Genomic DNA, 25,161 nt, shown 5'->3' with positions numbered 1-25,161 from the left:
GACCATAGGTATGTTACTCCCGTGGAGAGGCTTTATAAAAACCGATCTCTGCCAGTTCTACCGGCATTTTAGCCTCCGTTACGGTGTATCGCAGCTTTTGGGTGCTGACCGGTTTTACTTTCAGCAGGCGTTTATAGCCGATGGTGGTAAGCTGTGAAACGAGCTGCCATTGGCGTCCGTCCCAGTATTCCAGCTTGCCGGCTACCTGACGCTGGCCGTTGGCAATATTCTCCTGCAGCATGACCCGGTCAAACTGTATGGGTTTGGAAAAGGAGAATTCCCTGGAGGCGCCCTGCCGGATGGTCACAAAAGTAGCCAGGGCCTTATCGGTGAGCTGGTTGGGTGCAACGCCTTTGGCCAGGTTGGTCCGGAAAGTTTCTTCCCGGATGCTTTTGAAGTCCATCAGGCTTTTACGGTCGGCATCAGAGATCACCCCGTAGCGGTTAGGGGGCACGTTGAGCAGCAGTACGCTGTTACGGCCTACAGACTGGTAATAGATATTCATCAGGTCTTTGCCTGATTTGATCTGGGCATCCTGTGCGGGGTTATAGAACCATCCCGGGCGGATGGATACATCTGTTTCTGCGGCCATCCATGTTTCGCCCAGGGCGTCGCCGGTATTCAGGTAAGCGGGTTTTGCCTTTCCGGGCAGCATGGTGCCTACACTGATGGTAGACCAGGAAGTTTCTGAGGCATTGCCGCGCTCATTACCTACCCAGCGTACATCAGGGCCAATGTCAGAGAAGATAACGGCATTGGGCTGCAGCTCCCGCACAATGTTGAAATAGCCTTGCCAGTCGTAATCCATTGGTTTGGCCTTAGGGCCTTTATAGCCGTCAAACCATACTTCGGCAATGGGGCCATAGTTGGAGAGCAGTTCCCGCAGCTGGTTCTTGTAAAAATCGTTATAGGCAGGAGTGCCGTAAGTAGGCTCATGGCCGTCCCAGGGGGAGAGGTAGATGCCCAGGCCCATGCCGTATTCTTTACAGGCGTCTGCCATTTCCTTTACCAGGTCGCGATGACCGTTGCGTTCACCGCTGCCGGCGATAGTGTTATCTGTATACTTGCTGGGCCACAGGCAAAATCCGGCGTGATGTTTTGCGGTGAATACCACTATTTTGAATCCCGCTTCCTTCATGGTGCGCACTATCTGTTTAGCGTCAAAATAAGCGTTTTTGAAAGCGGCGGGATTATTGGCGCCGAAGTGAACAAAGCCGTTGGTTTCCGTTTGCTGCCAGGCCAGCTGGTTCTTAGTCGGCACCGGTAGCTTGTTTTGCGCGGGTAGCGTATACGAGACGCATAAAGCCAGTCCGAGTAATACGATCTTGTTAAGCATATCTGCAGCGCGCATTTTTTATGCCGGAACAAGTTAATGAATTTACAAAAAAGCGCCTGGTGCATTAAACTACTTGAAATGGTAAAACCCGCATTTATGCCGCCGCGGAAGCTGTTTCTGATAGTATTTTAACAAAAAGGCGAAGGAATAAGGATAAAGCATTGAGAAAGCATGGATACAGCAAGGCAAAGGTGGTTAAAATACTATGGAAAAAGGCCAGGGGTATATGGCGGGTAAGATCTGTATAATGATTAAATGCATATTCAAATATCACGTAATTTTGCTGCGCAATCATAACCTATGGAATTTGGCATAAAGAAAAAGCTGATCCGTTTCCTACTCATACCTGTTATTGGTCTTATTGTATTGGTTGGTATAGCGGCGGTCATTTTATATTCCCAGCAGCAACGCCTGGTAAAACTGGCGGTAAAAGAAGTGAACAAGCAGCTGCAGGGCGAAGTAGTGGTGGGGGGGAGCAGTATCTCTCTCTTCCAGGGCTTTCCCTATATCTCTATAGGCTTGAACAATGTGCAGTTCTATGGCAGCAAAAAGAAGACCCTTAAGCCGATATACCAGGCGGAACGTATGTACGTTGGCTTCAGTCTGCCTGATATACTGAAACAGCGTTACCGGGTGAAAGTGATCGTGCTGAAGAACGGGCATCTTGACATTGTACAGGATAAACAGGGGCGGATTAACATTGTGGAAGCCAGCAAGATGACAGGGGATACGGTGGCTGCTGCCGATACGGCTTCTACCGCGCTGGACCTGGACGTGCGGAAAGTGATACTGAGGAACCTGGATATTTCGTACCTGGACAGGCAAAGCGGCCATCGCGTAGCTGCGCATATAGAACGGATAAAATCCGGTTTCAGCATAGACAGTGTGTTGATCAATGCACAGCTGGACGGCAAAATGTTAGTGGATTACAGCGGCCCTTCAGACACTTCCCTGTTCCGTCACAAAAGGGTGGAAACCAGTATTCAATTGTCTTACAACAAGCCTGCGCAGCTGGTAAAGCTGCCGCTTGCTAAACTGAAACTGGAGGACGCCGTCTTCAACATTACCGGAACGGCAGACCTCCTGCACGACAATATGGTGGATTTTACCATCAAAGGGGATAAGCCGGATTTCAAGCAGCTGTTCTCTTTTGCACCGCCCGAGGTGGCGAAAGAGCTGAACCACTTCAAATATGATGGTCATCTGAGCTTTGACGGGAAAGTGAAAGGTAAGCTGAAAGGCAACGAAATGCCTTTGATAGAGCTGTCTTTCTCCTGCAGCAAGGCCTGGATGCATAATACGGAAACAAACAAAAGGCTGGATTCCCTCGCTTTCAGCGGGTATTATACCAATGGTGCGGAGCGCTCACTGAAAACATCTGAGCTGCGGGTGATGAACATGCTGGTTCGCCCGCAGGACAAGGGCATTTTCAAGGGAAATTTTGTGCTGCGCGATTTTACCGATCCCAAAGTATTGATGCAGGTAGATTCTGAGCTGGAGCTGGGCTTCATCGGCGCTTTCCTGGGCATTAAAGACCTGCAGCGTATCAGGGGCGAGATCAGCCTGAAGATGGATTTCAAGGAACTGGTGGATCTCAGCACGCCCGAACAGTCCATGAGCAAGCTGAAACAGGGCATACAAAGTGAGCTTACGGTACGTAACCTTACCTTCCGCATTCCCAACTACCCCGATATTGTAAGGGATCTTGACCTGCATGCCTATATGAAAGACGGTTTCCTGCAACTGGATTCGATGGCTTTCAAATTCGGCAGTTCTGACTTCCGCCTGAGCGGCGCTGTCAGCGATCTGCCGGCTATCTTCCACCAGCAGCAAAAACCGGTGGTGGTAACCCTCAGGGCCAGCAGCAATAAATTGCTGCTGAAAGACCTGCTGGCATATGATACGGCTAAAAGCAGAAGGGCGGCTGAAGAGATCTACGGCTTTAACCTGGGCGCCTCGCTGGAAACATCCGTCAATGAGCTAAGGCACCCTCAGCCATTACCCAAAGGCAAATTCCTGATAGAAAAGCTGAGCGCCTCATTTAAGCGCTACCCGCATGCTTTTCATGATTTTGGCGCGGAGCTGACCATTGCCGATACTTCGCTGCGGCTGAAAGATTTTTCCGGGAAGATAGACAGCAGCGATATCCGCTTCAGCGGCCGTATAAATAATTACGTCCTCTGGTTTGACAAGGTGATGAGAGGCCGTACGAATGTGGCTTTCGACTTTAAATCGCAGCGCCTGGCCATGCGTGATCTGCTGGGGCGCATCAGCAGCAAATATGTGCCGAAGGATTATCATGATGAAATAGCGCGCAACATCTGGCTGCGTTCCAAAATGGAGCTGCGTTACGACTCTGTGTTCCGGTTTGCCAATGTAAAGATCGCCAACATATCAGGGGAGCTGCAGCACCATGCTTTCAAGCTGGACAGCATCAAAGGCAATGTTAAATTCAGCGCCAGCAAATTTATTAAGATAGATACCCTGAGCGGTAAGATAGGACGTAGCGATTTTGACATCAATATGCGCCTGTATGCGGGACCGGATACCCTTAAAAGAAAGAAGGAAAATTACCTGGTGTTCAAATCCCGCTTCCTGGATATAGACCAGCTGACGGGCTATAAACTGACCGCCGCAGAAGAAACCGCTCCAGCCCTGCCATCCAATATCGCAACGGTACAGCATGCAGCCGCTAAAACATCTGTTCATGCCAACGCATTCAACATTTTCCAGATACCCTTTATTGACTTCAAGGCCGCCGTGGAGATAGGCAGGATCAAGTACCGCCGTTTATGGATAAAAGAGGTGAGCTCCAATATCCGTATGCAGGCAGATCAGCACCTGTACCTGGATACCCTGATGCTGGAGGTGGCGGAAGGAAAGGTACGTGCCCGGGGGCACCTTAACGGCAGCAACCCGCAAAAGATCTATTTAACCAGCAAGATCAACGTGGAAGACGTGAATATAGAAAAGATGATGCTGAAGCTGGATTACCTGGGACAGGATTATGTGATCAACAAGAATATCAAAGGCCGGCTTACTGGCACTGTGAGGACCTTTGTACAGGTGCACCCTGATCTTACGCCGCTGCTGGATCATTCCAAAGCCTCTATGGACGTAACCATCTGCAACGGTGTGCTGGTGAACTTTGCTCCCATGCAGGCGATGTCTTCCTATTTTAAGGACAAAAACCTGAAAATGGTGCGGTTTGATACCCTGCGTAATAAGCTGACCTTTAAAGACGGTGCGCTGACCATCCCCAATATGAATATTAATTCTTCCCTGGGTTTTATGGAAATATCCGGTAAGCAGTCGCTCAACATGCAAATGGAATACTATCTGCGCATCCCCATGAAAATGGTGACATCGGTAGGCTTCCGTATGCTGTTCGGTAAAAAGCAGGAGGAGGTAGACCCGGACCAGGTTGACGCGATAGAGGTGCGTGACAAGGACAAGAAAGTGCGGTTCATGAACATCAAGATCACCGGTACGCCGGATGATTACAAAGTGGGCCTGGGTAAGGCAAAGAAGAGCTCCTGATACAGGCCGGCTATCTGGCAGGGGGCGTATTTGCCCGCCCGTCAATAAAAGAAGCCAACAACAGAAAAAGACCTGGGGTCTTCTCCGGCTGCCGGCAACTATTTATGACAAGTGGTTTGAAGCTATGCGTGTGTGCTTTTAGCTAGCTCACGTGGTTACTTACAACTTTGGCCAGTTCAAACATGGAGATCTGGTTCTTGCCGCCAAAGACCACTTTTAATTTTGCGTCGGCATTGATCATCCTTTTGTTTGTAGTATCCTGCAGGCCGTTAGCCTTGATGTAATCCCATATCTTCTTAATGATCTCCGTTCTTGGCGCTGGTTTGCTGCCAATAACACTGGCTAATTCAGCACTTGGAGTAACAGGGGCGGACAGGCCTGCGTTGGTTTTGCCAGCTGCCTTCTTAGCCGCTGCTTTTTTAGGAGCAGCAGGTTTTGCTGCTTTCTTTGCGGCTGCCTTCTTAGCGGGTGTTACTGCCTTCGTAGCTTTTTTTGCTGTTTTTGCCATAGCATTTTTGATTTTAAACGTTAACTAATCAAACCGGGACCGGCTGCAGTTATTTTTTTGTGCCGGTCGGGATTTCAAGGTTAAGAAATGAAAGTATTCCTGATGTAATTTCCCCGGAAAGGTATGTAGCTGAAATTATGCCAAATAATTGTTTATCCTTTAGGGGTATTAGATATTATGTATAATTGTTATGCATAATCTGGAAAAATGTACTTGTTCTTGTTACAATACATAACCGGGTTAATAAGCAATTTGTTCATTCGGAAAAAATTTATGCGGTCATCTTTTTTCTGCTGACATAGGGCTGTCATTTACCTGCTGTTGCTTTGTGTCAGCAAACAAAATTCCTGATAAACTTAAATTGTTCATCATGTCAAATGACCTTTCTGCTGCCACATTACCCGGCCATGCTATTGTTGTAACGCCAGCCGCCTTGCTGCAACACTGGCAGGGGCACCGGGGGCTTACCCGCCGTCTTATTGAAGCTTTCCCGGAAAACGAGCTCTTCCAGTTCTCTGTAGGAGGGATGCGGCCATTCTCGGAAATGGCGCTGGAACTGATCACCATTGCGCCTGCGGGAATGCAGGGTTTAGCTACCGGGTCCTGGCAGCACATGGGCGAATTATTTGCTCCCGGCGACTCCGCCAAACCAACCACCAAAGCGGAGCTGCTGCAGCTGTGGGACCAGGTGACCGAACAGATCAATACGCTCTGGCCGCAGGTAGCTCCTGAGCGCTGGCAGGAGATCGATCTGGCCTTCGGTATGTATGAAGGACCGATGTATTCGCAGGTATTTTACTGGGTGGATAATGAGATACACCACCGCGGACAAGGCTACGTTTATTTACGTGCCCTGGGCATTGAACCGCCTCCGTTCTGGGACAGACATTAATTGTGATGCAGTGGGCAGACGATGGTCTGCCTACTGTCTTTTTCCTCATTTTGTAGACGAACAACACCAATACCGCCTCCGGGAGGATGGGAGAAATGTTTATATTAGTACCGGTCATAAATTCCGGTTATGCATCCTTTGATAGAAACAGAACGGCTTTTTATCCGGCAGTTAGACCTGTCAGATGCGCCGTTTATGCTGGAGCTGGTGAATACCCCCGCCTGGCTGCGATACATAGGAGACAGACAGCTGCATACCATTGAAGATGCGGAGCGCTACCTGGCGAACGGCGTAATGGAAAGTTATGCGGAGAACGGGTATGGGGGCTGGCTGGTAGTGTTAAAAGAGAGCGGGCTGCCTGTTGGCATGTGCGGCTTGTTTCGCCGGGCGTACCTGCCTGCGCCCGATCTGGGTTTTGCTTTCCTGCCCGGTCATTCGGGTAAGGGGTATGCTTATGAAGCGGCTACGGCAACGCTGCGTTATGTAAAACAACAGTATTCCTATCTCGAAAGCCTCTACGCGATCACTATACCAGACAACAGCCGTTCTATACGCCTGCTGGAAAAATGCCGTTTCAGATATCTTTCCCTGATGAAGCCCCCCGGCGAGGATACCGATGTAAAGCTGTTCCTGCTGAATCTGCGTGATCAGCTGCCGTAAATATTGGTATCCAGGAATGCATTCCGGAGTTTTCCCTGCGGATCATACTCTTTTATCAGTTGCCTGAAGGCGGGCAGCTTTTCATAGCGTTGCTGCAGGGTAGCCGGTGCGATGGAGAATAATTTACCCCAATGCGGTTTTACATTGAATGGCGCCAGCTGCGCTTCTATCTTCGGCAACAGTTTACTTACCGCCGGCCAGTTTTGTTTCCAGGTAAAGTGTATGGCCATGGATGGCTGCTGATAACAGGGGCTCATCCACAGCTGATCTGCATCAATGGTACGTATCTCCGAGATGAACAGGTGAGGAAAGATCTGGTCGCGAAGCTGGTTTACGGCCATTATCGCTTCATATCCTTTATCGCGCGGAACAAAGTATTCTGATTGCAATTCTTCCCCGCTGCTGGGTGTAAAATTCATCCGGAAATGAGGCAGGCGTTCGTGCCAGGGGCCGGGAACACCCATTTGCTGTGTACAGTTCTCTGCGGATAGTGCTTCAATAGGGTGCAGGGGCCTGGTAGCCGGTACGGCGCCAAAGAAGTCAGACCTTAATACCGCTTCCGTGCCCGGTATTATACGGCGTTTCAGCCATACCTGGTTGGCTTCCTGGCTTTTCCAGTCGGTGAACAGGCTCACACTGTAGCCGTTGGAGAAGATCTCTTCCAGGTGGTCTTTCAGCTGTGCAAATGGCAGGTGTACAAATACGTCCTGCTGCATATCAAAACCGGGCTGAAGATCCAGGGTAAGCGTGGTTACAACGCCAAGTGCGCCCAATCCTACTACTGCGCCCAGGAATTTCTCTCCGTCTTTTTCCCTGGACAGAGTGACCACATCACCAGCAGGCGTTACCATCTGCAGCGCGCGCACCGCGGTGACCAGGTTACCGTTATGGCTGCCGGATCCGTGCGTGGCGGTGGCACAGGCGCCGGCTACGGAAATATGCGGCAGAGAGGCCAGGTTATGCAGTGCAAAACCCTGCTCATATAAATAGGGGCATAGTTTGCCATAGCTGATGCCTGCGCCAATGGTGACGGTGCGCGCTTCTTTATTTAACTCAATAACCTGATCCAGGTGTTTTGGTGAAACAAAATTATCGGCAGAATCGGCAATGCTGTTAAAGCAATGCCGGGTGCCCAGTACTTTGAATTTAGGAAGGCTTTTTACCAGTTGTTGCACTTCCTCTACTGATCTGGGAGCGTGCACCTTGTTGGTGCTATAGGTATAATTACCTGCCCAGTTCTTAAGCTTGCTGTCTTGTATGAAATCGATCATGGGAGAAAAGGCAGTTCCGGTCACCAGCACAGCAGACAGTTTGACGAAAGTTCTCTTTTCCATGTGGTAATGACTTTAACAGTAAGTTATTGAACTTTAGGACAAGAAACAACCTATATATAGCTTAACCATTGTTTTTCGCGGCGACTTCTCTTATAAGCATCATACCATCTGCATAGCGGGTATAAAGCAACCACCACGGCTATCCATAGGATGTAAACCGTAAGCAGGTTAAAGCCATAACCTTTCAGCTGGGCACTATCGGTTACCCAGGTAGTCAGCACCATGTCAGACGCCCTGTATCCTGTTAGCATAGCTGCAAATACGGCCAGCAGGTGTATGAACACAATGTGCAGGATATAGAAGAACATGGGTACTCTTCCTATCACAACCATCTTTTGCGTGAACCGGTTTAATGGGCCTTCTGCAAAGGCCAGGAAAAGCAGGGATGGCCCGAGTGTCATCAGTGTATACAGCAAGGAAGGAGGATATTTACCCGTGTTCAGGAAAGAGAGAAAACTGAACAGCGGATCTTTCTGTGCAGACCAGTGTGACGGGTCGCCATAGCTGTTGACAGCGCGTACAATAATGAAAAGCGCGGTAATGCCAGCGCCCAGGAAGATCAGCGTTCTTTTTCTCTTTGTTGCATCATAGCCGGGAGCGTACAATGTTCCGAGGCAATAGCCGGTGGCCATTATACCGATCCAGGGAATGATGGGATAGCCTACAAACAGGCCTGTGTTGCCGATCATAAAGAAGCGCTGTTCATGCAGGAATGCCCAGAAAATGGCGGCGGCACCGGAGCCAGGCACGTGTACATGATCCAGCAGGTTGTGGGCGGCAATCAGTATAATGCCTGTCAGCAGGATCGCTTTACGCGGCAGGTGTATCAACCCTGCCAGGAAGATCATGCTGATACCTAAAGACCAGATCACCTGAACGAGGAATACATTGTATGCCGGGTTGAAGGTCCATTCCAGGGTAATGATAAGAAACTCCAACACTACCAGCCACAGGCCCCTGGTAATCAAAAAGACAGAGAGCTCCTTCTTTGTTTTTTTCAGGCCGTTCAGATACGCTGAAGTACCAGCCAGGAAGGCGAATACCGGCGCACAGAAGTGGGTGATCCACCGGGTAAAGAACAGGAAGGCACTGGTTTGTGAAAGATCAGTTGGATTGTACAGATAAGCGTCTGCATGAAAATAATCCCTGACATGATCCAGGGCCATGATAACAATGATAAGACCACGTAACAGGTCGATAGACTCAATACGTTTGGTCCTGATGGAAGTTGCAGGCAACTCCATGGTGAGTGTAGACATACTGAACAGTGTTTAGATAATGGCGAAATATCAAAAAAAGTAATATGCTAAGTAAGGCCGTACAATACAGTTTAGATCGTTCAGCAGATTTAGTGAAGTATAGTGCCGCAAGATACTGAAAAAAAAGATAATGTCAGGCAAGGTGCAGGCATGAAGATCCTGCTGCAGGATGCAGACGGGGATACTACTGTGAAGAAGATCAGCAGGATATTGAAAAAAGCATTAGCGCTGTATGGGCATTCAGGAGGGCTTGTCTTTGGTGCTTTTAACCAGCCCTACGCCAGCAAAAAAGAAGATAGCGCCCAGGATAGCGAAGATGATGATGCTTTTAATATTCCTGGTGCCTTCCCCGCCGTTCACGAAGTTTACAGCGGCCAGTATCAGTCCTGTTGCGCCCAGGAGGGAGAATATGATTCCCAGTATGCGTTTTTCCATAACAGGTTTTTGAGTAGGGGTACAAATAATGTGCCTGGGGGAGGACAGAATTCTCTATCTTTGCAGCCGTTACAAGAAATTTTCAAGCCTTGGGCCATGTAATATCACAAACATATTAAAGGTTGGAGATGCCTGCAGCACTGGATGCAGGCGCGGATCTTATTTGTTGATATTAAACTCACAACATGGCTATTTCCCAAAAATACGGCCGTACTTATCATTACCCGTTCTCTCCCGGTACAACCAGCGATGATCGTATACAACACGATTACTGGGATCACCTGCGGCAAATACCCGTATGGGTGCATACAGAGAAACTGGATGGGGAGAACAATTGTCTTTCCAGGCTGGGCGTGTTTGCGCGCTCGCATGCAGCGCCCACCACTTCACCGTGGACGGAAGGCTTACGTCGTTTCTGGCAAAGTATAAAGAACGACCTGGGGACACTGGAAATTTTCCTGGAAAACCTGTACGCCGTACATTCTATAGAATACCGTAACCTGGATCATCATTTTTATGTATTTGCTGTGCGGGAGCACGATCAATTGCTTAGCTGGGAAGAAACGAAGTATTATGCGGCGATGCTTGATCTGCCTGTAGTGCCGGAAATTAAAGTGTTTACACCACCGGCAGACCGTGCAGGATTTGAGAAGGAGGTGCAGGTGATTGTATCCGGAAGCGGGGCTTTGTGCCCGCATGATGCACAGAACGGGCAGGCTGTTACCATGGAAGGTATTGTCACCCGCGATGCAGCGGGATATCCCGAAAACGCCTTTTCTCAGCACGTATTCAAATATGTGCGGAAAGGACATGTTAAAACTGATCAGCATTGGACCCGCCACTGGCGCAGGGCCCGGCTGAATAATGAAGGAGGTAAATATGTGGACGATCAGCGATAATAAAACATGGGCCTACCTTGCAGGACGCTTTGACTGGATCAGTGTGATGGAGCAGGTACCGCAGGATATTCATCACCATGCGGAAGGAAATGTGGCCATACATACACAAATGGTGCTGGAAGCATTGCAGGCACAGCCAGCCTGCCGCGAGTTGGAAGCGCAGGAACAGGAAATACTCTGGACTGCTGCTTTGCTGCACGATGTTGAAAAGTACAGCACCACTGTAACGGAGTCCGATGGTCGTATAACTGCTCATGGTCATGCGCGCAAAGGTGCATTGAAAGCCAGGAACATCCTGTACAGGGAAGTGCCTGCGCCTTTAATGATAAGGGAGCAGATCACAGCGCTGGTGCGTTATCATGGTCTTCCTTTGTGGATATTTGAAAAGAAAGACCCCTTGCGGGAGTTAATTAAAGCCAGCCTGGAAGTGAATACCCGGTGGCTATACCTCCTGGCCCGGGCAGATGTGCTGGGCAGGATATGTATGGATCAGGCTGAGCTCTTATACCGGCTGGACTGCTTTGCGGAGCTTTGCCGCGAAAACGGCTGCTGGGGCAGCGCCCGTGCCTTTGCATCTGCGCATGCCCGTATGCATTACCTGCAAAGGGAAGATGCTCATCCGGACTACGTTCCGTTTGAGCAGCCCCATACTGAAGTGATATTGATGTGCGGCCTGCCGGGCGCAGGCAAAGATACTTTTGTAAAAAAATATCTTTCCGGCCTGCCCGTTATTTCGCTTGATGAGATCCGCGTTCTGCGCAAGGTTTCACCTACAGATGCAACCGGTAACGGTCAGGTGATACAGGCGGCAAAAGAACAAGCGAGAGCCTACCTGCGACGACAGACAGGATTGGTGTGGAATGCCACCAATACTACGCGGCAGATGCGTTCACAGCTGATAGACCTTTTCCACGCTTATAAAGCGAAGGTTAAAGTGGTGTATGTGGAAGCTGCCTATCGGCAATTGCAGCAGCAGAACCGCAACCGCGAAGCGGTGGTGCCGGCCGCTGTGCTGGAAAAACTAGCCGCTAAGCTGGAAGTGCCAGCTCCCTGGGAAGCTGAGGAAGTGATCTGGCACACCTGGTAAGTCTCATTCCGGGAACAAACTCATATCTGGCCGGTAAACAAGCGTTTCGGAGGTAAGGGCTTTGACAGCCTTTACCTTCAACGCTGTTTCAGCTGCAGCCAGCGCTTCCTGCAGTTGTTCACTGCTGCCGTATTCTTCGTAACTGTTAAAGCCCCATAACAACAGCAGTTGATTAACAGGACCGCCGTCTACTATCTTATAGATAAGGATACACATGTAATTCATTATCTGCCCGGTCGTCTGCAGGTTTAAGCAGCTGATCAAAATCACTCCATGCATGTTCTACCGTCGCGTCTACAAACTGCCCGGTTCGTGGTCCGGAAATAATGAACCAGCCATACCATCCCCAGGGATCACGATTGGTTTTATGCCATAGCAGGTGTTGACGGTATCCTGTTTCAAACAGCTGTTCTGCACCCGCTTTGGGCTTCCATGCTACAAACTGGGCAATATGCTGTTGTGCCGCCGATTGTATTGAACAGAGCAGCAGCAGGAACGTAAGTGTTCGCATCGTCTTTTTTTGCAAACATAGCTGCTGCAGGCAAGATGGAATTGTAAAAAAATGAACTGCCGGGAAACAGCTGCGTGCTACATCACGGTAAAATGCGCATTAATGTAGTTGGCATCGTTGAAATAAGCCCTGGGTGATTTACCGGTGAAAGACCTGAACAGCCTGATCAGATGCGACTGGTCATAAAAAGCGGCTTCATAAGCGCACTCTGTAAGGCTTTTGAAAGAATGGGCCGCACGGTAGCGTATAAAATGGTTCAGCCTGATGATGTTGCAGAAGGTCTTGGGAGTGATGCCCACAAATTGTTTGAACGAGGTATCAAGATGCCTGACGGAAACCCCTGTTTGCCGCATCAGCGCATCCACCCTGACGTTCCCGTTATGCTGCAGTACCGTGGTTACGGCTGCGTTCACATACTGGAAACCATTATTGGGTTGCAGGGCGGCTATCTTTGCAGCCAATAGGTCCTCAAAGCGGGAAAAGGTATGGGCTGCATTATCTGTAACGCATTGACGTAGCGCATTGGCGCCTGCAATATCGCTTACCGCAAGCAGCTGATCGGTAAATAGGGAAGCGGGAACATTAAACAGCAGCGCCATGGTATGTGGATAGAACCGGATACCATACAGTACGGATCCTGGTTGTAACTGCAGCGCATAACTTTGTAATGTTTGCCCGGCAAAAAGGGCGTCTGGTTCAGACAGCCATTGTTCCTGTCCCATCTTTCTCCGGGCGGTACCGGGCTGCAGGTGAAAGATGATCTCATGATGACCGTCAGGGATAATGTCTTCTTCGTAAGATCTTTCTCCTGCGTTGACTACTTCCAGCCGCCAGAATGATTTTATGAAAGGATATAATTTTTCCGGATGATATGTCTGCAGGGAGATCATAGGTTAAATGTATCGCTTTTTCAGAAAATGAGGTATTGCGCATTTCTCCGTTCCCAAATCAGGTATTTTTACGCTTGACCGCAAGTGGTTTTTGCATCAATTTTACGGCGTTGCGCAGCATGAAACTGATTTAATAACTTCAATAACCCCAAGAAAATGAGGAAATTTATCTTTTTCGGTACAGCTGGCATCGCGGCCATGTTGATGTTGTCTTGTCAGAAAGACCAGACCCAGCCCTTTGACCGGACCAATACACCTGCTCCTTCTCCTGTGGCCGCCAACGCTGCTGCGGATGATGAACTGGATGCCATTCTGAAGGGCCTCAGTCCTGACACCTACCTGCTTAAATTTGACGGATTAGCGGCGAACCCATATATCACCAAAAGCGTTTACGGCAGCCTTTCTGATGAAGCGCAATACGCCGGCAGCCCTTCGCCCGCATTACAAAAGATCGGATACACCAAAACACCCTGGAAAAAGATCTGGATCAAAACCTGTCCGGACATGATCCCTTACATTGACATCGCCACGAGGGCGGCGGGACTGATGAAGAAAGCAGACAGCAAAACATTCTTTGATGTAACCACGGTAGCTGTTGGCAAACAGCACATCATCGCCACCAAATCTTTTCTTGGCGCCGCTGCAGCCATGCAGCCCGACGTCATTGACAATAAGGTGGTGGGCAAACTGGATCTCAGCAAGTTCCGTATTGCCTTACCGGCTGGCACTACATTCCCTTACGCCACCCGCGGTTTTTACGGCATAGGCGATATTACACAGGCCGCCCCGTCAGCGGTAAGAGCTGCAGGGACAGGAGAACCTACCTGGGAAAGTATTCTCAGGAGGAAGTTTCCCAACATGATCGGCTGTTTTGACCCGGAAATACTGAGAGCGATCCGTGCAAATTTTGTGACGCTGGACAAACGCTTTATTCCTATGGATGTGATAGAAGTACCCGGTGGTGCAATGCTGGGCGCCGCACAGGCTTTTTAAACAATCACAGCTTTTCATGCTAACAACTACAACAACAGCATGGGCAATGTACTGCGGAAGGAAGTTGCGCATGCTGTTTATAACTCCTTTTTTATGATCACATGGAAGCATTGGTGCTGGACGGGCATTGCGGTTGCCCACCTGCTGATAGCAGCTCTCCACGCAGCACACCTGGAAGAATGGACCGGGCATCAACAGCCGCTGATAAAAGGACTTGCCACCTATGGCGACTACACCGGTGCCGGTAACATTTTCAGCTTCTTTGCACCGGCTGTTGGAAATGAAATAGCCGTGATCTATACACTGGCCGCGAGCGACAGCTCGCAACGGGTTGTCAGACTGGAAGGCAACAATACCGAATGCAACCGCCGCATTCAGACCATCTACAATTTTTTCAGTATTGAGGAAGCCTGCCCATTACTTGCCCAGAGCTGCGCTTCGTATATGCTGCGCCGGTATCCCGGCCATCACGTTGTAAGGGTAACGGCAGTAGCCAGGCATGTACCCGGCATGCAGGAATACCGTGGGGGCGCACGTCCCGAGTGGTCGCCCTTCCTGGTGAAAGATTATTACAAGCGATAAAAATAAAAGTTATGAATACGTTTACCCATACATGGCAGGCTTTTTTCCTGGCGCCTTCATCGTCCCGGCCACTTGTGTTTTTCAGGATAGCGATTACGTTGCTGGGCCTTTCACAGGGAATATGGCTGGCAGGTGATGCAATACTGTTATACGGTGAGCAGGGATTGGTGCAATGGCCGATCAGCGAAGGCATTGTAGGCGCTCACATGCCGCAGCTGTCCTGGTTGAAGTCACTGGCAACAGCTACACATCTGTCAACAGATAAATGGGTGTTCATCCTGTTGTTTGTCTACCTCGCTGCTTTAACAGGCCTGCTGGCGGGAAAATGTATCCGCGTGATGGCGCTGGTAGCCTGGGCCCTGCATTTCATGCTCATGAATACCGGCTTCATGGCGGCTTACGGTGTAGAGACTTTTATGCATATCGGTCTGTGTTACTGCATTGTAATGCCTGTGAAGCGCGGTGCAGCTGACAGTGCATGGAACACGCTTTCCATTCGTGTGCTGCAGCTTCACCTTTGTATTGTTTACCTGGCCTCCGGTATTGAAAAATCCATGGGCATCCAGTGGTGGAATGGCGAAGCTATCTGGCAAACGCTGATGCACACGCAGTTCAGCCGGTTTGATATGAGCTGGTTGTCGGAATATCCATGGTTGGCAAGGCTGATATGCTGGAGTACGTTGCTGGTAGAGATCGGTTACCCTGTCTATATGTGGTTCCGCCCCTTACGCCTGTACGGATATCTTGCCGTTGTACTGTTACACCTGGGCATAGCCATCTGCATGGGCCTTGAATTATTTGGCGCTGCGATGATCATCTTTAGTACAGCAGCTTTCGGCTGGCCTTATGTAACAGCGGCCTGGCACAGGTTTGTTCAATGGAGGAAAGGGTTCAGCAGGGCTTTTGCTGCGACATCCTGTTATGAAACTGTTTAAAGGATTTCAGGAAGCCGGATTTATCGGCATAGCCTACTTCATCTGCAATGTCCTCCAGACTTGCCGCAATATTGTTCCGCATCCAGGAAGCTTTTTTCATACATTCTTCCCGCACAAATTCATGCAGCGTTTTATTGAACACAGCCTTGAAGTACCGTTTTAAGGTAGACTGGCTCATATTGTGCTTCCGCGAGAAGTAGGTGAGCGTGTGTTGCTGTATGCTGGGATTTCGTATCACTTCTTCGCGTATGCTCAACATGGCGGTCATGTAGCCGGCAGCGCGCAACTGTAAACTGTATTCCACATCGTTCAGCGATTTACGGTACAGGTTCAGCAGGTTCCTGATGCTGGTACTGAACTCTACCAACAGGTTGCCGCCGGTTTCCCTGCAGTTGCGCATGCCTTTGAGGAGCTCCTGCATCCTGTAATCCATTAAACGGGGAGTAAGCCCCGCGCCTGCTTCATGGGAGTGTTGCAGGTGATCCAGCAGCTCCTTCATCTCTTCCCTGCTTTCCGCCAGCTCTTCCAGCAAGGTTGCGCCCAGCACTATGTAAATGGATTCATATTCGCCGGTGCTGAGGCATAGGGCATGGGTACCGGCAGGCAGATAGAAGAAATTATATTCCCCTGTTTGCAGCAATGTATCTCCTATTCCTTCTATCACGCTTTTTATGGGTCCCTGGGTAACAAGCTGCAGTACCACGGCGCCTTCTGTGCAGTACAGCGGCAGGCATGCCGGCCGTTCTGCCAGAAAACGGTAGATGTAGATACAATAGGATTTGTATAGAAGTGTTTGGGACAACAGGTCACCAAAGTCACATTGGCGGTAAGTGGCCGTTGCCCAATTGGCAACATGGGGCGCCAGCTGCAGCGGTATCTCCGTTGGAGTACCTTTGAGAGGAATTTCCATATGCAGAAAATGTCACTGATGTTTTAACCTTATTGTTTTATGTAAACTTATCCGGAGGACAGCTATGAGCAGCTTCCCGGAATGAGGCCGGTACCAGGCGGATCACCAGGTTCGCCGGAGAGAGGGACGGTTTGTTTTTCGCATAGGCCGCAAACATTAGATTTTCAATGAAAGTACAGGTGGAAAGGGAACAGATCCAGGGGTGAAAAATTAAGTTGATTTGCAGGCCAGGAAGCCGTGCCTTCTTTAATGTCAGTTATTTTGAGTTTAGTTCCTTTCACCTTAACAAAGATCTGTAAAACGAACCTAACAAACTTGTAGTATTACGAAACGTTGTCTTGTAATTTTTCTTCCTGTATGATCTTCTGATAAGTGGAGGGTGTCATGCCGAATTGCTTTTTGAACGCATTGCTGAAGTAAGCGGCATCCGCATAGCCTACTGTATAAGCTACATCTGTTACCTGCATTTTACCGTCAGCCAGCAGCAGGCGCGCTCTTTTCATACGCTGTTCCTGTACGAAGGATTTAACGGTTTGCTTGTGTACCTTTTTAAATTCCTTCTCCATTGCCTGTAACTGCAGCCCCATTTTGTCTGCCAGCTGTGCGATCATCAAAGGCTTTTCCAGGTTGTCTTTGATGTAGGCAGATAGCTGATGCATTTCAGTTTCATGTTTGCTCATGACAGGCAGCTTTTGATGATGGCGGTCTTCGAGGGCGGAAATGTACATCAGCATCAAATCGTTGATACGGGCCTGGTGATACAGGTGTCTGCGCGTACCTTTTAACTGGCATTGCCTGATCTTTTCCACCTGTTCAATGGCTTGCAGGCTGAGTGCACAACTACCCGCGGCGGCGCCAAGGGGCAGTTGGTGCGCCAGTTTATGATATACCTCCTTCAAAGGAGAACCATTCTGTGCAAAGCGCGACAGATACGCGGAGGAGAAGCCGATCTGGAAAGATTCATAATAACCTTTGGATAGCAGCGCCAGGTTACGGCTGCCTGCAGGTACATAAAAGAAATGCAGTTCCCTTTCACGCAGCACGATATCTCCCATTCCCTTCAGCATGCAGGGCACCTGTCCCTTCAACATGCAGTGCAACACGCCCAAAGGCTGCTGTGCTACCGGGTACAGGCGTACCTGCTTTGCGATAAAGAACTGGACCAGTTGTATAGACCAATCGTCGCCAGCCACTACCTGGTTCAGCATAGCACCGAACACGCCACTGACAGATTCTACCGTTGTAGCAAAGGGAAGTTGAAAATGTTGGTACTGTTTGGGGATATCAGGGCGTATAGTGACTCCTTCCAGCATTTTGCCGGAAACATGATACTGCATCATTAGTATCGGTTGAAGGGTAATGAATTGCGACAACCCCTGGCAAGTTGTTCTCCCTTCTTATAGTCAGTTCCTGATTGCAATATAGCCGTTACAGCTGCGATGCTGCTGCGGTCACCTGCTTTTTTTTATCTGTTTTAGCGATCACTATTTTCTTTCAGACAGGATCTTCATGATCTTTTCAAAGATGGCCGTATTCTCATAGACGCCCCTGAAATCAAGCGAGTGCGGACCATAGGCAAATACAGGTACGGTTACGGCGGTATGATCATCGGTACTGAAATGTCCGTTCACGTAACCTTTCTGAATATTGCCGTCCAGCAGGCTTAGTCCGCCCGTTTCATGATCTGCCGTAACGATCACCAGTGTTTCCCCGTTGCTGTCGGCAAATTCCATTGCAGCGCCAATAGCCTTGTCAAAATCCACCATTTCTGTTGCGTTGTAGGGCAGGTTATTGAAATGGCCGCCAACATCTATCTGGGCGCCTTCCGCCATAATGAAAAAGCCGTTGCGGTTATCCTGCAGGGTGTTGATGGTCTTTTTCAGCGCGCGTGTCAGGAAGTCGCCTCTGCCTTTCAGAACAGGCGCCTCGGCTACACTGTCCAGCAGTACCCATTTACGGGTGCGCATATTTTCCAGCCCCGAAAGATCCCGGCCGATGGTGTATCCTTTCTGTTGCAGCAGGGTGGTTAAAGAAAGGCCATCTTTTCTGCGCTCAAAATGCTGCAGGCCACCGCCTATCAAAATGCTTACAGGGCTGTTGAGAAAGTCCCTGGCAATATCTTCTTCCAGTGACCTGTCTGGCTGATGACCATAGAAGGCAGCCGGTGTGGCGTCTGTAACGTCTCCCGCGCTGATCAGCGCACTTTCCATTCCATAGCGTTGTATGAGATCGGGGATGGCCGGTTGTTTTACGCCGGTGGCATCCACGCCGATGGAACGGTTGTTGGTTTTATGGCCAGTGGCCATAGCGGTACCACCAGCGGCAGAGTCAGTGATATAATTATCTGCGGAGCTGGTCTTTGATAAACCGATATTGATCATCTGGAACAGGTTGAGCTGTCCTTTGTTGGCGGTGTACCCGCCATAGATCTGGGTAAGGCCCATTCCGTCGCCGATCAGCAATATGACATTCTTCACTTTTGAAAGGCGGTCGTTGTTTACATAGCGTGCACGGTAAACGGGATGTGTGTTGCCTGCTGCCTGGTATTCTGATGCCCGGCGGCGTTTCAGGAAATCAGACAATGCTTCTATATGATCTGTTCCGATATAGTCTACGCCCATTTTTGCCAGGGTGATCCAGGTGTTCACATTATCTGGTGTGCCCCAGAAGCGGATCTTTTTACCCAGCTGATGAGCATGATCTATCAGGGCCTGTACACGTTGTTGTTCTGCCGCTTTCATGGAGCCTTTGCCATTCCACCTGGCATAGTTCTGCAGGTTGTAGCTGAAGAGCGGCAGGCGTTCCAGCTGTGCGGCAGAATAAGTCAGGGAGCCTTTACCATCAAACAGGATATAGGCCGGGTAGTTGTCCCACTGCGCTGGTATTGGCTGGCTGCCGCTGATCACCAGCTGGATGTGTGTATTGCCGGTGATATCCGGGTATTGCTGCAGTTGCTGCAATAAGGTTTGCATGGTTAACAGACTATCTGTTTTGAAGTCTATGAGCAACTGCAGTGGTTGGCCGTTATTATAGGCTTTACCGCCGGCCTTACGGATCATCTCACGCAGGGGCTGCAGGTATAAGGCCGCCAGGGTGCGGGTAGTGTCTATCTCTTCCTCTTTATGGGCTACATAAAGCTGGCCGTTCCGGGCAAATACGTCGGCTTCAATGGAGCCAAAGTGCTGGTAGTAAGCGGTTAAAAAAGGAATGTCGTGTTCGTAATCATTATGCGAATGTGCATTGGCGGTGGTATAGTGGCCAGATTGTGCAAAAACGGAAGGGAGGAAAGATATGACTAGTAAAGCGCTCCAGATATAAGTTCTCATTGCGTATGGCTTCAGTTTAAATTACGGATTACGAATGATAGCGGAGCGAATATAATATTCTGCCGTCATCATTCGTAATCCGTGGCATTAATTCATAATAATATTACCAGCCGGTGTTCTGTTTTATAACACCGCCGCTGTTATCGATCTCGCTTTGTGGTACAGGCCACACGTTGTGCACCGCCGGATTGAAAGTACGGGCAGGCCATACTTCCCTGCCATCGGCGCCATGCAGCGGTTTGGCATAGGTGTCCTTGGCGTCTCCCCAGCGTACCAGGTCGGAATGGCGGTCTGCCCATTCTCCTGCCAGTTCGCAACGGCGTTGCTTTTTCAGTTCGTCCATATTGGCGTTTGTAACATTGGCAAGTCCGGCACGATGGCGGATCATATTGATCTCTGCATCAGCATTTTTGCCCTGCATCAGCTTGGCTTCTGCTTTGATCAGGATCACTTCTGCATAACGTAATAAAGGTACAGAAAGGTCTGTAGTAGGGTGGTCACCGTTAGGGCTGAGATGAACGGCGCCAGGATAAGAGAAAGGCTCCATGTATTTGCGGTACTGGTAGCCGGAGAGGCTGTTCAGCGAGCTGTATGTCATGTCTTCTCCAAAGAATGTGAAGTGGTCGCCAGGTTTCAGGATGGTGGCTTCCCTTCTCAGGTCACCTGCTTCAAAGGCGTCGTAGAGCTCTTTGGTAGGCATAAAATATCCCCAGCCGTTGTACTTGCCCCATCCTTTATTTTCAAGCATCACACCAGGCAGGATACTGCCCCATCCGGAAGGGCCTTTTGAAGTGGATAAGGCGCTCCAGATGTATTCTTTAGACCAGTTGTTGGCAATGGTGAATACATCGCTGAAATTATCCAGCAGCTGATGCTTACCGCTCAGGATAACAGAGTCGGCATACTTCTCAGCACTGGCATAGTCTTTCTTGTACAGGAACATTTTACTGAGAAATGCCCAGGCGGCTGTTTTATGCGGACGTCCATAATCTGCGGGCGCCAGCTGATCAAAGTAGGGCAGCAGGGCAGCGGCCTGTTTCAGCTCTTCTTCCACATACTGATAAACGATGTTAACGTTGTCTGCACGGGGAATGGGCTTGTCATTCAGCAGGTTATCCCGGTCTACAATAGGTACGCCGCCGTAGGTGTAGCCTAACTGGAAGTACATGAGACCACTCAGGAAGTAAGCTTCGCCCATGATGCGGCTCTTCAGTGAGGCATCCATGTCAATGGAGGGAACATGCAGTATCACGTCATTGGCGCGTTTGATGACGATGTAACGCAGTTTCCATTGTGACTCGGTGTAAGAGCCGCCGATAAAGTTGCGGTTAAAGTCCTTGATGTTATCGCCTTCGGCTTTTACACGGCCTGTGATCTGGTCGTCAGAGGCATTGATGAACCACCAGTAGCCGCGGCCATAGAAGTTTTCATCATCAAACTGATCGTACATCGTGTTGGCGCCGGCAATCGCGTCTTTTTCTGTTACCCAGAAGTTTCCTGTAGTAGGTGATCCTTCCGGTACAATGTCCAGCTTTTTATTGCAGGCGCTGAGCATAGCGGCGCTGGTTGCTGCAAGTATGGTATTTCTTATGATCGTTTTCATGTGTTGCGGTAGTTTATCAGCCATCAGAAATTAACATTCAACCCAAATAGAAAGCTTCTGGCCTGCGGATAGCGGCCTTTGTCTATACCAAATTCGTCCATACCCACTTCCGGATCAAAGCCTTTATACCCCGTGATAGTGTAAAGGTTGTTGGCAGTAAGGTAGATGCGAAGGGTGTTCAGCCCGGCGCGTTTGGTAAGTGTTGCAGGCAGGGTATAACCCAGCGTAACGTTTTTGATTCGCAGGTAAGACCCATTCTCAATATACCAGTCAGAAGTGGTACCGTAGTTACCGTTGGCGTCCTGGGCGGATATCCGGGGGATATTGCTGCCTGTATTTTCAGGTGACCAGGCATCCAGTATATCATGCAGCATATTGAAGTTGGTACCTACGCTGGCATTCATATTGGTATATTTCAGCGCGTTGAACAGCTTGTTGCCTTGTACGCCCTGCGCAAACAGGTTAAAGTCAAATCCTTTATAGCTGGCATTAAAGGTAATACCGTAGGTAAAATCAGGATAAGCGCTGCCTGCAAACTCGCGGTCGTCGTTGCTGATAATGCCATCGCCGTTCTTATCTACAAAACGGAGATCGCCGGGTTTGGCGTTGGGTTGTATCAGGTTACCGTCTTTGCCTTTGTAGTTATTGATCTCTTCCTGGGTCTGAAAGATGCCGTTGGTCCTTACTACATAGTAGGAGTAAAGCGGCTGGCCTACCTCTGTGCGTATAGGTGTAAGGGTGCTGCGCACATTCACGCCGTTAGGTAATACGTTCCTGCCTTCGTCCAGTTCCAGCAGTTTGTTGGTCACTTTTGTTAATGTAGCGCCTACGCTGTACTGGAAAGCTTTTCCGCTGCTGCCGCTGTAGTTCAGTCCCAGTTCAATACCCCTGTCTCTTGCCTTACCGGCATTCTTCCAGGTATCGTTGCTAACGCCCGCGGTGCTGGGTGGCGTAACAGTCAGCAGCATTCTTTCGGTGTTTTTGATAAAGTAGTCTGCAACAAAAGACAGGCTGTTGTTGAATAACCCGATGTCTGTGCCGATGTTCACCTGCCTTGAATTAGCCCATCTCAGGTTAGGGTTGGACAGCGCGTTTTCTGCATAACCGCCTACCTGCACAGGATCCTGGCCAATGTAGATCTGTGTGGCCTGCATCGGGATGTTGATAGCATTGCTGGGAAGGCTGCCCAGGTTACCCAGCAGGCCATAGCTGGCGCGCAGTTTCAGGAAGCTGAGCCAGTTGAATTGTTTCAGGAAATGTTCTTCTGAAAGCACCCATCCGCCCGATATAGAGTAGTAGGTCTCGTAGCGGTTCTGCGGCGCAACCCTGGAAGCGCCATCTCTACGGGCAAGTGCGGTTAACAGGTACTTGTTTTTGTAGTCGTAGTTAATACGGCCAAGATAAGACTCTATCGCCCATTTGTCTTTATAGTCTTCCGGTTTGTAGAATAGTGTAGCATTGTTAAAATAACGGTATTCAGCACGCTCATCGTTAAAGCCGCCTGCATAAACATATAAACCGTTGCCATCATGCTGCTGGTAGGTATAGCCCGCCAGTATGTTCAGGTGATGGCTTTTGAATTGCTTATCATAGGTAAGTGTCTGCTCGGAGAGGATCTCTGTAAAGTCATTAATGTTGCGCTCCAGCTGGTTGGTATTGCTGATCTTCCCGATTTCCGGAACTCTCGAAGCAAAGTTCTTTGTATTGGTGAAGGATTTGGTGGCGGCAAAGTTGGAACGGAACAGCAGGTCCTTTGTCAGCTGTACTTCTGCGTAGGGGTTGATGTTGATGTTGTTCACCGGGTTCTTGTAATCCGAACGAAGGAGTATAGCCAGGGGGTTACCCAGATCGCCGTAGGCGCCGGCATATTGTGCGGGCATGCCGCTGAAAGAACCGTCGGGCTGATAGGGCGTAATGTGGCGCGGGTATCCCAGTGCGGTGAAGATAACGCCGGTATAGGGGCTGGTGGTATTGGTGCCATTACCGTTGGTGTAAGTATAGGAAAGGTTTTCGCCTATCTTCAGCCAGGGTTTTATCTGCGCATCGGAGTTCATGCGGAAGGAGTAACGCTCGCTGTAGGTGTTCAGCAGGATGCCTTCACCTTTACGGAATCCGAAGCCCATGTAGTAATGTGATTTGGCAGAGCCACCGTTTACGTTGATGTTATAGTCCTGGATCTTCCCGCTCCTGAATATTTCGTCGAGCCAGTTGGTGCGGGTGATCTGCCCGTCCGGATATTTGGCAGCGTCAAAAGCATCGAGGCGTGAGATACCTGCGGCATCAGCAGCGGTGTTCATTACGTCTGCAAATTCCTTGGCGTTGAGTGTCTGCAGCTTCTTTGCAGCACGCTGGAAACCGATCTTGGCATCCACGGTTACCTGGGCAGTGCCTTCTTTACCCTTCTTGGTGGTAATGATCACCACACCGCCGGAAGCCCTTGCGCCGTAGATGGCAGCAGCAGCGTCTTTCAGCACGTTCATGGAAGCGATGTCATTGGGATTGATAGGGCCGCCGGTATAAATAGAACCGTCTACTACATATAAGGGGCCTTCGCCGTTCACGCCGCCCAGGCCGCGGATGTATACCTTTGGCAGGGAGGTGGGATCGCCGCCCTGGTTCTGTACGATCACACCAGGGGCTTTGCCCTGCAGGGCTTCCGCCACATCATTTAAAGAACGTGAGCTAAGCTTGTCCAGCTGTACGTCTGCAATAGCACCGGAAAGTGTAGCCTTTCGCTGTGTACCATAACCTACTACTACCAGCTGATCCAGGTTCAGGGCGTTCTCTTCGAGCATTACATTGAAGCTGCGTTGGCTGCCCACGGGTATTTCAACGGTCTTCAGGCCCACCATGCTGAATTGCAGCACCGGGTTGTTCTCGGTATTAATAGTGAGGGTGAAATGCCCGCCTGCATCTGTGGCGGTGCCGTTGGTTGTTCCTTTCACCACTACGGTAGCGCCGATAAGAGGGCCGTTCTTATCTGTTACCGTACCAGTGACGGTTACTTTTTCAACAACCTGTTGTACGCCGGAGGTGCGCAATTGTGTTTCATTCCTGTCATAGATCAGGATGGTGTTGTAACGCTCTTCATAGGTGAGGGGTGTGTTGTTCAGCAATCCCCTTAGAATGTCTGCCACCTGGCTTGATTTATAAGTGGTGGCGGGAACAGCGATCTTTTTAAGGGCCGCTTCATCGTAAGCCAGGCGGATGTTGGCGGTAGTCTCCAATTTGTGCAGCGCATTGGAAAGGCTGCCAGCGGGCACCTGTAGCTGGCGCACTACTTTCCTGAGCGATTGTGCCGTGCTGGATAAGGCCATAGCTACCGAGCTTGCCAGCATAAGGGCCAGCGATGCGATAAAAGCAACGCGGTGGAAAGGTGTAATGATTTTTCGCATATTGATAATTGTTAAAGGACATGACATTGTCTTTAGCATTTAGCAATTGTTTTTACCGCTAAGAGC

At 49.7% G+C, this 25,161-nt stretch carries 21 protein-coding genes; 8 read left to right on the top strand and 13 right to left on the bottom strand.

Annotated features, from left to right (window positions below; genetic code table 11):
- Positions 1–13: 13 nt before the first annotated feature.
- Complete coding sequence (locus Q0577_RS11100) at positions 14–1,336, bottom strand: alpha-L-fucosidase (protein WP_298736069.1); 1,323 nt, start codon at positions 1,334–1,336, stop codon at positions 14–16.
- A 300-nt stretch (positions 1,337–1,636) separates the two neighbouring features.
- Here Q0577_RS11100 and Q0577_RS11095 point away from each other — a divergent pair, with 300 nt between their 5' ends.
- Positions 1,637–4,876: an AsmA-like C-terminal region-containing protein gene (locus tag Q0577_RS11095; RefSeq protein WP_298736066.1), complete on the top strand. Its 3,240-nt coding sequence runs from the start codon at positions 1,637–1,639 to the stop codon at positions 4,874–4,876.
- Positions 4,877–5,018: 142 nt separating this feature from the next.
- Here the strand turns inward: Q0577_RS11095 and Q0577_RS11090 are convergent, their stop codons facing one another.
- The gene (locus Q0577_RS11090; protein WP_298736063.1) at positions 5,019–5,384 is read right to left on the bottom strand and encodes an SWIB/MDM2 domain-containing protein; all 366 of its coding nucleotides are present in this window, start codon (positions 5,382–5,384) and stop codon (positions 5,019–5,021) included.
- A 370-nt stretch (positions 5,385–5,754) separates the two neighbouring features.
- Between Q0577_RS11090 and Q0577_RS11085 the strand changes: the two genes are divergently transcribed.
- On the top strand, positions 5,755–6,276 hold the full coding sequence (locus Q0577_RS11085; protein ID WP_298736061.1) for a DinB family protein: 522 nt from the start codon (positions 5,755–5,757) through the stop codon (positions 6,274–6,276).
- A 129-nt stretch (positions 6,277–6,405) separates the two neighbouring features.
- Positions 6,406–6,936, top strand: coding sequence for a GNAT family N-acetyltransferase (locus Q0577_RS11080; RefSeq protein WP_298736057.1), 531 nt, complete (start codon positions 6,406–6,408; stop codon positions 6,934–6,936).
- On the opposite strand, the gene Q0577_RS11075 is transcribed toward Q0577_RS11080, so the two are convergent.
- The 3 genes from Q0577_RS11075 to Q0577_RS11065 form a co-directional block, all read right to left on the bottom strand.
- The gene (locus tag Q0577_RS11075; protein WP_298736054.1) at positions 6,924–8,270 is read right to left on the bottom strand and encodes a D-arabinono-1,4-lactone oxidase; all 1,347 of its coding nucleotides are present in this window, start codon (positions 8,268–8,270) and stop codon (positions 6,924–6,926) included. The genes Q0577_RS11080 and Q0577_RS11075 overlap by 13 nt on opposite strands.
- A 50-nt stretch (positions 8,271–8,320) precedes the next feature.
- Complete coding sequence (locus tag Q0577_RS11070; protein ID WP_298736051.1) at positions 8,321–9,529, bottom strand: heparan-alpha-glucosaminide N-acetyltransferase domain-containing protein; 1,209 nt, start codon at positions 9,527–9,529, stop codon at positions 8,321–8,323.
- 240 nt (positions 9,530–9,769) lie between these two features.
- Positions 9,770–9,964 carry a hypothetical protein gene (locus Q0577_RS11065; RefSeq protein ID WP_298736048.1) on the bottom strand — a complete coding sequence of 65 codons (195 nt, stop codon included), beginning with the start codon at positions 9,962–9,964 and terminating at the stop codon, positions 9,770–9,772.
- 185 nt (positions 9,965–10,149) lie between these two features.
- Here Q0577_RS11065 and Q0577_RS11060 point away from each other — a divergent pair, with 185 nt between their 5' ends.
- Both Q0577_RS11060 and Q0577_RS11055 read left to right on the top strand, forming a co-directional pair.
- Positions 10,150–10,863 carry an RNA ligase family protein gene (locus tag Q0577_RS11060; RefSeq protein WP_298736046.1) on the top strand — a complete coding sequence of 238 codons (714 nt, stop codon included), beginning with the start codon at positions 10,150–10,152 and terminating at the stop codon, positions 10,861–10,863.
- Positions 10,829–11,950 carry an AAA family ATPase gene (locus tag Q0577_RS11055; RefSeq protein ID WP_298736043.1) on the top strand — a complete coding sequence of 374 codons (1,122 nt, stop codon included), beginning with the start codon at positions 10,829–10,831 and terminating at the stop codon, positions 11,948–11,950. Before Q0577_RS11060 ends, Q0577_RS11055 begins: the two co-directional genes overlap by 35 nt.
- Positions 11,951–11,953: 3 nt before the next feature.
- Here the strand turns inward: Q0577_RS11055 and Q0577_RS11050 are convergent, their stop codons facing one another.
- The 3 genes from Q0577_RS11050 to Q0577_RS11040 form a co-directional block, all read right to left on the bottom strand.
- Positions 11,954–12,166, bottom strand: a complete 213-nt coding sequence (locus tag Q0577_RS11050; protein ID WP_298736040.1) for a hypothetical protein — start codon at positions 12,164–12,166, stop codon at positions 11,954–11,956.
- Positions 12,147–12,461 carry a hypothetical protein gene (locus Q0577_RS11045; protein WP_298736037.1) on the bottom strand — a complete coding sequence of 105 codons (315 nt, stop codon included), beginning with the start codon at positions 12,459–12,461 and terminating at the stop codon, positions 12,147–12,149. The genes Q0577_RS11050 and Q0577_RS11045 overlap by 20 nt, the downstream gene beginning before the upstream one ends.
- Positions 12,462–12,538: 77 nt before the next feature.
- Positions 12,539–13,351 (bottom strand): helix-turn-helix domain-containing protein, encoded by an 813-nt coding sequence (locus tag Q0577_RS11040; protein ID WP_298736034.1) that lies wholly within the window; start codon positions 13,349–13,351, stop codon positions 12,539–12,541.
- 156 nt (positions 13,352–13,507) lie between these two features.
- On the opposite strand from Q0577_RS11040, the gene Q0577_RS11035 reads away from it, so the two are divergent.
- The 3 genes from Q0577_RS11035 (at position 13,508) to Q0577_RS11025 (ending at position 15,861) form a co-directional block, all read left to right on the top strand.
- Positions 13,508–14,344: a hypothetical protein gene (locus Q0577_RS11035; RefSeq protein WP_298736031.1), complete on the top strand. Its 837-nt coding sequence runs from the start codon at positions 13,508–13,510 to the stop codon at positions 14,342–14,344.
- Between the two features lie 93 nt (positions 14,345–14,437).
- Positions 14,438–14,926, top strand: coding sequence for a hypothetical protein (locus tag Q0577_RS11030; RefSeq protein ID WP_298736028.1), 489 nt, complete (start codon positions 14,438–14,440; stop codon positions 14,924–14,926).
- A gap of 11 nt (positions 14,927–14,937) precedes the next feature.
- Complete coding sequence (locus Q0577_RS11025) at positions 14,938–15,861, top strand: hypothetical protein (protein ID WP_298736026.1); 924 nt, start codon at positions 14,938–14,940, stop codon at positions 15,859–15,861.
- Here Q0577_RS11025 and Q0577_RS11020 read toward each other — a convergent pair.
- The 5 genes from Q0577_RS11020 to Q0577_RS11000 all read right to left on the bottom strand — a co-directional run bounded on the left by Q0577_RS11020 (position 15,818) and on the right by Q0577_RS11000 (position 25,095).
- A complete protein-coding gene (locus Q0577_RS11020; RefSeq protein ID WP_298736024.1) occupies positions 15,818–16,771 on the bottom strand; it encodes an AraC family transcriptional regulator in 954 nt (317 codons plus the stop codon). The two genes, Q0577_RS11025 and Q0577_RS11020, sit on opposite strands and share 44 nt — an antisense overlap.
- Before the next feature lie 323 nt (positions 16,772–17,094).
- The gene (locus tag Q0577_RS11015) at positions 17,095–18,111 is read right to left on the bottom strand and encodes an AraC family transcriptional regulator (RefSeq protein WP_298736021.1); all 1,017 of its coding nucleotides are present in this window, start codon (positions 18,109–18,111) and stop codon (positions 17,095–17,097) included.
- 144 nt (positions 18,112–18,255) lie between these two features.
- Complete coding sequence (locus Q0577_RS11010) at positions 18,256–20,097, bottom strand: alkaline phosphatase (RefSeq protein ID WP_298736018.1); 1,842 nt, start codon at positions 20,095–20,097, stop codon at positions 18,256–18,258.
- Between the two features lie 103 nt (positions 20,098–20,200).
- Positions 20,201–21,700 (bottom strand): RagB/SusD family nutrient uptake outer membrane protein, encoded by a 1,500-nt coding sequence (locus tag Q0577_RS11005; protein WP_298736015.1) that lies wholly within the window; start codon positions 21,698–21,700, stop codon positions 20,201–20,203.
- A gap of 23 nt (positions 21,701–21,723) precedes the next feature.
- On the bottom strand, positions 21,724–25,095 hold the full coding sequence (locus Q0577_RS11000) for a TonB-dependent receptor (protein ID WP_298736012.1): 3,372 nt from the start codon (positions 25,093–25,095) through the stop codon (positions 21,724–21,726).
- Positions 25,096–25,161 lie beyond the last annotated feature (66 nt).

Origin of the sequence: uncultured Chitinophaga sp., assembly GCF_937898475.1 — a bacterium.
Taxonomy (GTDB): Bacteria; Bacteroidota; Bacteroidia; order Chitinophagales; family Chitinophagaceae; genus Chitinophaga.
This window is presented reverse-complemented; position numbering and strand designations above follow the sequence as displayed.

Bases quoted from the DNA above. Each gene is read 5' to 3' on its own strand.
- Q0577_RS11100 (WP_298736069.1), bottom strand. From the start codon at position 1,336: ATGCTTAACAAGATCGTATTACTCGGACTGGCTTTATGCGTCTCGTAT.
- Q0577_RS11095 (WP_298736066.1), top strand. From the start codon at position 1,637: ATGGAATTTGGCATAAAGAAAAAGCTGATCCGTTTCCTACTCATACCT.
- Q0577_RS11090 (WP_298736063.1), bottom strand. From the start codon at position 5,384: ATGGCAAAAACAGCAAAAAAAGCTACGAAGGCAGTAACACCCGCTAAG.
- Q0577_RS11085 (WP_298736061.1), top strand. From the start codon at position 5,755: ATGTCAAATGACCTTTCTGCTGCCACATTACCCGGCCATGCTATTGTT.
- Q0577_RS11080 (WP_298736057.1), top strand. From the start codon at position 6,406: ATGCATCCTTTGATAGAAACAGAACGGCTTTTTATCCGGCAGTTAGAC.
- Q0577_RS11075 (WP_298736054.1), bottom strand. From the start codon at position 8,270: ATGGAAAAGAGAACTTTCGTCAAACTGTCTGCTGTGCTGGTGACCGGA.
- Q0577_RS11070 (WP_298736051.1), bottom strand. From the start codon at position 9,529: ATGTCTACACTCACCATGGAGTTGCCTGCAACTTCCATCAGGACCAAA.
- Q0577_RS11065 (WP_298736048.1), bottom strand. From the start codon at position 9,964: ATGGAAAAACGCATACTGGGAATCATATTCTCCCTCCTGGGCGCAACA.
- Q0577_RS11060 (WP_298736046.1), top strand. From the start codon at position 10,150: ATGGCTATTTCCCAAAAATACGGCCGTACTTATCATTACCCGTTCTCT.
- Q0577_RS11055 (WP_298736043.1), top strand. From the start codon at position 10,829: ATGAAGGAGGTAAATATGTGGACGATCAGCGATAATAAAACATGGGCC.
- Q0577_RS11050 (WP_298736040.1), bottom strand. From the start codon at position 12,166: ATGTGTATCCTTATCTATAAGATAGTAGACGGCGGTCCTGTTAATCAA.
- Q0577_RS11045 (WP_298736037.1), bottom strand. From the start codon at position 12,461: ATGCGAACACTTACGTTCCTGCTGCTGCTCTGTTCAATACAATCGGCG.
- Q0577_RS11040 (WP_298736034.1), bottom strand. From the start codon at position 13,351: ATGATCTCCCTGCAGACATATCATCCGGAAAAATTATATCCTTTCATA.
- Q0577_RS11035 (WP_298736031.1), top strand. From the start codon at position 13,508: ATGAGGAAATTTATCTTTTTCGGTACAGCTGGCATCGCGGCCATGTTG.
- Q0577_RS11030 (WP_298736028.1), top strand. From the start codon at position 14,438: ATGATCACATGGAAGCATTGGTGCTGGACGGGCATTGCGGTTGCCCAC.
- Q0577_RS11025 (WP_298736026.1), top strand. From the start codon at position 14,938: ATGAATACGTTTACCCATACATGGCAGGCTTTTTTCCTGGCGCCTTCA.
- Q0577_RS11020 (WP_298736024.1), bottom strand. From the start codon at position 16,771: ATGGAAATTCCTCTCAAAGGTACTCCAACGGAGATACCGCTGCAGCTG.
- Q0577_RS11015 (WP_298736021.1), bottom strand. From the start codon at position 18,111: ATGATGCAGTATCATGTTTCCGGCAAAATGCTGGAAGGAGTCACTATA.
- Q0577_RS11010 (WP_298736018.1), bottom strand. From the start codon at position 20,097: ATGAGAACTTATATCTGGAGCGCTTTACTAGTCATATCTTTCCTCCCT.
- Q0577_RS11005 (WP_298736015.1), bottom strand. From the start codon at position 21,700: ATGAAAACGATCATAAGAAATACCATACTTGCAGCAACCAGCGCCGCT.
- Q0577_RS11000 (WP_298736012.1), bottom strand. From the start codon at position 25,095: ATGCGAAAAATCATTACACCTTTCCACCGCGTTGCTTTTATCGCATCG.